This window comes from Nitrosomonas communis (genome assembly GCF_024102715.1).
GTDB lineage: Bacteria > Pseudomonadota > Gammaproteobacteria > Burkholderiales > Nitrosomonadaceae > Nitrosomonas > Nitrosomonas communis_B.
In genome coordinates, this window is the sequence record NZ_JAGFJM010000009.1 from 66,644 (window position 1) to 75,383 (window position 8,740).

The 8,740-nt window shown below is 46.8% G+C and carries 5 protein-coding genes and 1 pseudogene; 3 read left to right on the forward strand and 3 right to left on the reverse strand.

The features are described 5' to 3' along the window. Positions 1-18: 18 nt before the first annotated feature. The 3 genes from J5I83_RS01610 to J5I83_RS01620 all read left to right on the forward strand — a co-directional run bounded on the left by J5I83_RS01610 (position 19) and on the right by J5I83_RS01620 (position 4,217). A complete protein-coding gene (locus J5I83_RS01610; protein ID WP_369683377.1) occupies positions 19-1,221 on the forward strand; it encodes a pyridoxal-dependent decarboxylase, exosortase A system-associated in 1,203 nt (400 codons plus the stop codon). Positions 1,222-1,381: 160 nt separating this feature from the next. Continuing rightward, complete coding sequence (gene dapF, locus J5I83_RS01615; RefSeq protein WP_304052765.1) at positions 1,382-2,218, forward strand: diaminopimelate epimerase; 837 nt, start codon at positions 1,382-1,384, stop codon at positions 2,216-2,218. Between the two features lie 292 nt (positions 2,219-2,510). Continuing rightward, positions 2,511-4,217: an ABC transporter ATP-binding protein gene (locus tag J5I83_RS01620; RefSeq protein WP_304052767.1), complete on the forward strand. Its 1,707-nt coding sequence runs from the start codon at positions 2,511-2,513 to the stop codon at positions 4,215-4,217. An 81-nt stretch (positions 4,218-4,298) separates the two neighbouring features. Here the strand turns inward: J5I83_RS01620 and J5I83_RS01625 are convergent, their stop codons facing one another. The 3 genes and pseudogenes from J5I83_RS01625 to gdhA form a co-directional block, all read right to left on the reverse strand. After that, entirely contained in the window at positions 4,299-5,531 is a 1,233-nt protein-coding gene (locus J5I83_RS01625; protein ID WP_304052768.1) for a multifunctional CCA addition/repair protein, read from the reverse strand. Between the two features lie 9 nt (positions 5,532-5,540). Further along, the gene (locus J5I83_RS01630; RefSeq protein WP_304052769.1) at positions 5,541-7,415 is read right to left on the reverse strand and encodes a lytic transglycosylase domain-containing protein; all 1,875 of its coding nucleotides are present in this window, start codon (positions 7,413-7,415) and stop codon (positions 5,541-5,543) included. 213 nt (positions 7,416-7,628) lie between these two features. Further along, positions 7,629-8,740 (reverse strand): annotated as a pseudogene (gene gdhA / locus J5I83_RS01635) (NADP-specific glutamate dehydrogenase); the annotation flags it as partial.

An 8,740-nucleotide genomic window follows, 5' to 3' on the forward strand; every position in this document is an offset into this window, starting at 1 on the left:
CCAAAACATGCTCCCATAATGCAATTTCCGATTCACGATAATTGCCTCTACATAGGAGGGATTTCTGTAGTACGGCTAGCACAGCGAGTAGGTCAGACGCCCTTTTATGCTTATGATAGAAAACTTATTACTGAACGCATCAACCTATTACGTCAATATCTGCCCGAGGAGATTCAACTTCACTACGCAATGAAAGCTAACCCCATGCCCGCTGTCGTTCAGCATCTGGTTGGGCTGGTAGATGGCATTGACGTCGCCTCTGCCGGAGAGATGAAGATTGCGCTAGACACTGGAATGCCTGCTGACAGGATTAGTTTTGCAGGTCCAGGCAAGAATGAGCGCGAGCTTGCTTGCGCCATTGCTGCAGGTATTGTTATCAGCATGGAATCCGAGCAAGAACTGGAACGCATCATGCTGTTAGCTGAACAAATGGGTATTTGTCCTAAAGTTACTGTACGAGTCAATCCAAATTTTGAACTTAAATCTTCTGGAATGAAAATGGCAGGAGGAGCAAAGCAGTTTGGTGTCGATGAAGAACGCGTTCCCGCCATGCTTACCCGTATAGGTCAATTGGGATTAGATTTGGAAGGGTTCCATATTTTCTGTGGATCACAGAATCTTAAGGCAGAAGCTATCCAGGAAGCGCATGAAAAGACTTTACAGCTAGGTTTGCACCTGGCACAGAACTCCCCTGTTCCAATTCGTACGTTGAATATAGGGGGCGGTTTTGGGGTGCCTTATTTTCCTGGCGAAACACCACTTAATCTTGCTGCAGTGGGAGGGAATTTACGGCGTTTATTACTTAAAGCAAGAGCAGAACTTGCTGGAACCCGGCTTGTGATTGAGCTGGGGCGCTACATTGTAGCGGAAGCCGGTATTTATGTCTGTCGTGTATTAGATAAGAAATTGTCGAGAGGACAGGTATTTCTCATCACAGATGGTGGCCTGCATCATCATCTGGCAGCTACAGGCAATTTTGGTCAGGTCATCCGCAAGAATTATCCTGTAACTATCGGCAATAAAGCAGAAATTCCTGAAACTGAAATTGCATCGGTAGTGGGCCCCTTATGCACACCGCTCGATTTGCTGGCTGATCAGATCGAATTACCCAAGGCAGAAATTGGTGACTTGGTTGTCGTATTCCAGTCTGGTGCATATGGCCTGACAGCAAGTCCAACAGCTTTCCTGAATCACCCCATTGCGCCAGAAGTGTTAGTCTAGTTCTCTGGAGAATGGGGTTTAATCGCAGCAGCCTGTCTATGTTTGCTTGATACAATCGGCAATATTTTCATCGACCCCCTGCTGATCAGACACTGATGAGATTTATGATCAATTCAATACCGAGGCAGGATTAAAATCACGATTAATGGATAAACGCATTATGAAACTAAAATTTACTAAAATGCATGGGCTAGGCAATGATTTCGTGGTCATTGACGGTATCAACCAACCAGTCTCGCTTACCCCCGAAAACATTCGCTGGCTGGCTGATCGTCACTTTGGGATTGGCTGCGATCAGGTATTGATTGTCGAAAAAGCAGCCGGTAACGCAGATTTCTGTTACCGGATTTTTAATGCTGATGGAGGTGAAGTAGAACAGTGCGGAAATGGTGCACGCTGTTTTGTACGATTTGTCCATGATCATGGCTTAACCGGAAAGAAAGAAATTTGTGTTGAAACAGCAAGCGGCTTAATCTTCCCTAGATTGGAAACAAGCGGCGAAGTAACCGTCAATATGGGTATTCCGAGATTTGAGCCGGCAGATATTCCCTTTCTGGCTGAAGCACGCGCTTTGACATATCCACTCGAGGTTAACGGCAAGCACATAGAGATTAGCGCTGTTTCCATGGGTAATCCACATGCTGTTCAGATCGTAGTCAATGTAGATGATGCACCGGTAGCCACCGAAGGTGCTCAGATCGAATCTCATGCACGCTTCCCGCAGCATGTTAACGTTGGCTATATGCAGATCATCGACCGGCATCATATCCGCTTACGCGTCTTTGAACGTGGCGCCGGAGAAACTTTAGCCTGTGGAACTGGCGCTTGCGCTGCTGTGGTCACGGGTATTGAGCGCGGTTTGCTTGCCTCTAAAGTCAAAGTCAGTACCCATGGCGGTGATTTATGGGTGCAGTGGGAAGGAAAAAATCAACCCGTCTTGATGACCGGTCCTGCAAGCACTGTTTTTGAAGGAATCATCGAATTACCCTCAAACTAACATCTCAATGTGCTATTGAGCGGAAGTCTTCATTAAAAACGCAGAGAAACAAATTACTAATATAAAATAATGACGTAAAATGTAAAAAATTGCATGCACAAGCAAGAAAATTCTCATGGCTGCTCGCGGCTGGGTTGGGGCTCAAATAAATATGAAGCGCGAGATGAAGCGTCTTGGTTTTTTATCAGCATTTCATTACCAATAAAGCAACACACATATTCAAGATTATTTCCATTTATTAGCTTTGGCAACCTTCAGTCAATTCACAAATAGGTAAAAAAGAAATCAACCTATGCACACATTACTTACCTATATCATGGTTTTCCCGCGGCGCAGCGGGTTCGTCCTGATTGCACTATTGTTAGCGGGAGTAGCCGAGGCGCTTAGCCTGACAGCCCTACTTCCCCTTCTTTCTGTCGCTGTAGGCGAGACAGATGAATCCAGTGTTGGGCGATTCATGGTTCAAACACTACATCGCATCGGAATTGAACCCAGTATTGACATTATCTTGCTGATCATTGTTGGCGGCATGCTTGTCAAAGGGGCGATTCTTCTGCTTACCAACCGGCAGGTAGGCTATACCGTTGCGCATGTTGCCACTGCTTTACGCTTAAACCTGATTGAAGCATTGCTTGCCAGCCGCTGGCAATACTATCTGCGTCAGCCTGTTGGCGCACTGGCCAATTCAGTTGCGACAGAAGCCTATCGTGCAGCAAACGGTTTTGAACACAGTGTCAATGTGCTTGCCTTATCTGTCCAGGTTATCGTGCATGTCATTGTAGCAATGTTCATTTCCTGGCAGGCGACCATCGGCTCTCTCCTGATTGGCGTCATCTTGTTTATCGTGCTGCACCGCCTGGTACGCGCGACTCGTCGGGCTGGCGCAAAACAGACACATTTGCTGCGCCACCTGTTAAGTTATTTGTCCGATGTGTTAAGCTCGGTAAAATCCTTAAAAGCAATGGCACGGGATAACGTAGCTGATGCTATTTTGCATGATCAATCCTGGCAGCTAGAAAAAGCCACTCGCAAAGAAGTCATCAGTAGAGCCGCCTTGCTTGCATTACAGGAGCCAATACTGGCTGCATTGACAGCAAGTGGTCTATATCTTGCGCTGGTCGTTTGGCATCTTTCCCTGCCAGAGGTCATGGTGATGGCTTTCTTGTTAACCCGGATCCTTGGTCTGCTCAATAAGACTCAGCGCCGTTATCAACAACTGACGGCTCAAGAAAGCGCTTATTGGGCGCTGCAAACAGCGGCGGAAGAAGCCCGTGCTGCAGCTGAAAGAGCAACTGGTACTTTACAACCAACCCTGCTGCAGGGTATCAGTCTTCGTCATGTTGCTTTTGATTATGATCGCAAATCGGTTTTCAAGGATCTCAATATTGAGATCCCTGTTAAATCCTTTACCGCAGTAATCGGTTCTTCTGGTGTGGGCAAAAGCACTCTGCTTGATCTGCTATGTGGACTTGCCGAACCCAAATCCGGTGAAATTCTCATTGATGGTGCTGCATTGCATAATATTGATCTACGTCAGTGGCGACATTTAATCGGATACGTATCTCAGGACACAGTCCTGCTTCACGACACGATACTCAACAATGTGCTCGTGGGTGCGCCAACACTCGGTTCTGCTGATGCGGAACGGGCTCTCCAGCAGGCCGGCGCTTGGGATTTTGTCAGCGCTTTTCCGGAAGGATTACAAACGATTGTGGGTGAGCGGGGAGGAATGCTTTCTGGCGGACAGCGTCAACGCATCGCGATTGCTCGAGCGCTGGCTCATCAACCTCTCCTATTGCTGCTCGATGAACCGACCAGTGCGCTTGATCCAGAAAGCGAGAAAACAATTTGTGAAACACTACAAAAATTAGCACAGGATTACACTATTATTGCAGTATCGCATCAACCTGCAGTGATCAATGCTGCTGATCGCGTTTTCATTCTTTCCAATGGGCAAGCAGAGCTTTTGACTCATGCGCAAAATAAGGGTGGGCACTAGAAAGCTGGGATTAATCGCATCATGGTATTCCTGGAATTATCCAAGAAGATTCTGTATTTCACCCAAACTGTGATTCCCAGGTTAAACAAAACAGCTCATTATTTCGCTAATACGCGCCTGCCGCACTTTAGCATTGATCAAAGCAGGCAAATCGGTCAATTCCATATCACTGCGTTTGAGTTCGGCGGCAATGGCGCCAGCATCGACGCTTCTGGCAACAGTAAATGCTTTGATTAATCGTTCAAATTGCGGATAAGGCTTATCAGCATAGCCTGGGCGTCCATGAAAATCACAAGCACAAGCTTGGAGAAACGCTTCAAAACGATTCGGTTTGCGATACGCATCTGTTGCCTGCAGCATATCAGCAATCGTTGCCGGACGCAGTTCTTGTGCGCGATGCACATCACCATGGAAACGTGCAACAAGTAGCGCCAGATCGCGTTCCTCCTTAGGGATTCTGACACGTTCACATAGATCTTTGACTAATGCAACGCTACGCTTTTCATGACCAATATGCCGAGGCCACTCGTCTGGAGGCGTTGTTCCCTTGCCAAGATCGTGAGTAAGCGTGGCAAAGCGAACAGCCAACGAATACTGACGGCTTGCTGCATAATCAATAGCCATCATGACATGTACCCCGGTATCGACTTCTGGATGAGACTGCACTGGTTGGGGAACACCGAATAATGCATCAACCTCAGGAATGATACGCGACAACGCGCTGCACTCACGCAACGCATAGAACATCCGTGAAGGATGATGCTCCATCAGGCCGCGCGCAATCTCCTGCCATACCCGTTCAGGGACAAGCGCTTCAGTTTCTCCGTTGTGCACCATTTCTCTCATCAAATCTAGCGTCTCGGGGGCAATATGAAAACCAAAGCGTGCTGTGAAGCGCGCAACCCGCAGCACTCGCACCGGATCCTCCACAAAAGCGGGACTGATATGACGCAACACACCCGCTTCAAGATCAGCAATTCCATTGAATGGATCGATAATATTTCCATTTTGATCCTGGGCAATTGCGTTAATCGTCAGGTCACGCCGGGCTAAATCTTCCTGCAAGGTCACTTCAGGGCTAGCATAGACTTCGAATCCCTTGTAACCACGTGAAATCTTGCGTTCGGTACGCGCTAAGGCATATTGCTCTTGTGTTTGTGGATGAAGAAAGACTGGAAAATCCTTGCCGACAGGGCGAAACCCGAGCCGCACCATTTCTTCCGGACTGGAACCCACAACGACATAATCATCATCTCTAACCGGCAGCCCCAGCAGCTCATCACGTACCGAACCGCCTACTCGATAAATTTTCATAAAAAACGGTTACTGCTTAGGAGAGACAATACCCAAGCGCTGTTTTAGCGGAGGGATATGTTGCTGACCAAAATTGCTCGCATAATACATTGAATTGTTCAACACGACCTTGACATAATCGCGGGTTTCGTTGAAAGGAATGGTCTCCGCGTAAATTGCTCCTTCCAATGGTCTTATATCATCCCGCCACTGCTTTGCCCTGCCCGGCCCAGCGTTATAGGCAGCCGCCGCCAATAGCGGCTGATTATCAAATATATTCAATACATGCTTTAAATAATACGTGCCCAGGCGAAGATTAGTATTGATATCAGCAACAAGATGATTATGAAAATTCTGCATACCCAATTTTCCTGCAACCCATTTTGCAGTAGCTGGCATTAACTGCATGAGGCCCATGGCACCAGCGCTTGATTTAATATCAGCGATAAAGCGGCTTTCCTGACGAATAAGACCATACACAAAGGCCTCATCAAGCTCATGATAGCGCAATGCCTCTCTCATCTGATCACGGTAGGGTGCAAGGTAGCGCAAATTGAAGTTATGCTGTGAAACAGTCTGGATCGCGGTATTGATCGCACGATCATATAAACCATGGCGATAAGCCACCTCTGCAGCAGCCAGCAATTGCACATCATTAAAATTACGAATTGTCCAAACCCATTCACGATTCGCTTCTACTCGCAGATTAAGCCGGTACAGCGCAAGCGCACGCTGAATCCCTGGCACTTGCTGCATGGTAATGATTTCTTGCATGCTGGATTGATAGTTAGTGGCTGGAGCACTAAGCATAGCTCCCAGTTCTTCTTTAGCCAGCTGCCCATAATAACTGTGCTCGTGGCTCAGTGGCGCAAGAATCTCATTTGCCTCTGCTAGCTCGCCTTTTGTTTTTAACGCACGCGCCTTCCAGTAGCGCCACACATCAGTCTGCTGCATCGCAGCAGGCATGCTATCGATACATTGCAACACTAAATCCCATTTACCCTCCCGCAGCATAATCCGGGTTTTCCAAGTCAGTTTAGCTTCTGTCAGTGGATAAGCCTGTTTGCTGTTTGCGGCTTGCAGAAACCAGTCAAAAGCCCTGGGATCTTGCTTGAGGGCAGCTCGATACGCCAGGCTAATCATAAAATAGGATTGATCAGATTCTGAAAACTGACTGCGTATTTTGTGCCAGCGTACATAGGCTTGATTGATTCCGCTGCGTAGCAGTTGCGACAGGGCAAACAATGCAATTTCGCGATTACCCCGGGATCTAAAGTCATTCGGGTGTTTCTCTAAATAACGCTGCGGATCTTTCGCAGCTTCTTTGAGTTTCTGTTCATTCAGTGTTTGATTAGTCGGTAAATAACGGCTGGTATATTTTGCTACCCCTGTATTCCCTGCTTCAAGTGCCAATCTGATTCGAACCCAAAGATCTTCCGTCGAGATTTGCCCTGCAGCAATCAGTATATTGAATACTGGCGCGCAACTATCCGGCATGTCACGCCCGGCAAACCAAAGTGATCGTGCCTCATCTGATGCTGCTCTGTCTCTTGCAGCCAGACGCTGCTGCAGGGAATAGCATACAAGGTCCTCATCTTTATTGCCCAGTTTTGAATATTCTTCTGTAAATAACGCCCATTGCTGTTTTTTTCCAAGGATTCTTAACCAGTCTCCACGCATTTTATCTGCAACAAGACTACCGTCATGACGCGCAAGAAATGCCCTAATTGTGCCGATATCAGCTGTCACCAGATATAAACGCAATTGATAATATTCTGCATACGGTGCAAGCACATGATTTTGCAGCCGTTTAGTATAAAATGCCACACGAGAGGCATCTCCTACCCTGAATGCCTCTCGTATCGCCAGAAAATCTTCCCCTTGACTAGCAACAAGTGATTTCATGTAACAAATCAGGAATAAACTAATTAAAAATTTTCTCATGCCAGAATTATTAGCTCTTCAATTCAAAATACGCGAGTGCAAGAATCTTTTGAAATCATAGACTCTTATCGGTCAGATGTGGATTATCGCAATACCTGATTGCGATAATCCATCGACTAGATACAACAAAACTTTATTGCAGCTAAGTTACCCCTTTTTTAGCATCCCAATCCCTCAAATCACTCCCTGAGCCAGCATCGCATCCGCCACTTTCACAAAACCGGCCACATTCGCCCCATCGACATAATTAATACGACCATCTTCCTGCTCACCGTATTGCAAACATGCCTGATGGATAGCTCTCATGATTTCCTGTAAACGCGCATCAACTTCCTCATGAGTCCAAAACAGCCGCATCGCCTGTTGACTCATTTCCAGACCAGATGTCGCTACTCCTCCCGCATTACTTGCTTTACCCGGCGCAAACAGAACCTTGGCATGTTCGAAACGCTTCACCGCACCAGCAGTACAAGGCATATTTGCTCCTTCCGCCACACAAATCACACCATTTTTAATCAAAATTGCTGCATCGTCTTCAGTAATCTCATTCTGGGTTGCAGACGGCAACGCAACATCGACCGGCACATGCCATGGTTTCTCTCCTGGCAGAAATTTAACTCCCATTTTCTCGGCATAATCACTCACACGGCCATAAAGATAATTCTTCACTTCTGACAGTATAGCGAGCTTCTCAGGTGTAAACCCAGCTTCATCAACCACCGTGCCACTAGAATCTGAAACAGTGACTACTTTTGCACCAAAGGCCATCGCTTTTTCTACTGCATATTGTGCTACATTACCCGATCCTGAAACGGCAACACGTAAGCCATCCAGTGATTGACCGACATGTCTGAGCATTTCATCAACAAAATAGACCGTGCCATAACCTGTCGCTTCCGGACGGATCAATGATCCTCCAAAACTGATCCCTTTACCGGTAAACACACAATCTGAGCGATTAGTCAATTTCTTGACCATCCCTACCATGTAACCGACCTCTCTACCGCCAACACCAATATCGCCTGCCGGAACATCCGTATCAGCGCCAAGGTGGCGAAATAATTCGCTCACAAAAGCCTGGCAGAAACGCATGATTTCACCTGGACTTCTCCCTTTAGGATCAAAATCTGAGCCGCCTTTACCGCCTCCCATGGGTAAAGTTGTCAAGGCGTTCTTAAATGTTTGCTCAAAATCTAGAAACTTAAGAATGGATAGATTAACCTAAGGATTAAAACGAATAACTCCTTACTAAGTGCCAATCGCTGAATTAAGCTTTATACGGTACC

What these genes read in the sequence shown, in the direction of transcription:
- dapF (WP_304052765.1), top strand. Translation starts at nt 1,382, where the DNA reads ATGAAACTAAAATTTACTAAAATGCATGGGCTAGGCAATGATTTCGTG.
- J5I83_RS01610 (WP_369683377.1), top strand. Translation starts at nt 19, where the DNA reads ATGCAATTTCCGATTCACGATAATTGCCTCTACATAGGAGGGATTTCT.
- J5I83_RS01620 (WP_304052767.1), top strand. Translation starts at nt 2,511, where the DNA reads ATGCACACATTACTTACCTATATCATGGTTTTCCCGCGGCGCAGCGGG.
- J5I83_RS01625 (WP_304052768.1), bottom strand. Translation starts at nt 5,531, where the DNA reads ATGAAAATTTATCGAGTAGGCGGTTCGGTACGTGATGAGCTGCTGGGG.
- J5I83_RS01630 (WP_304052769.1), bottom strand. Translation starts at nt 7,415, where the DNA reads ATGAAATCACTTGTTGCTAGTCAAGGGGAAGATTTTCTGGCGATACGA.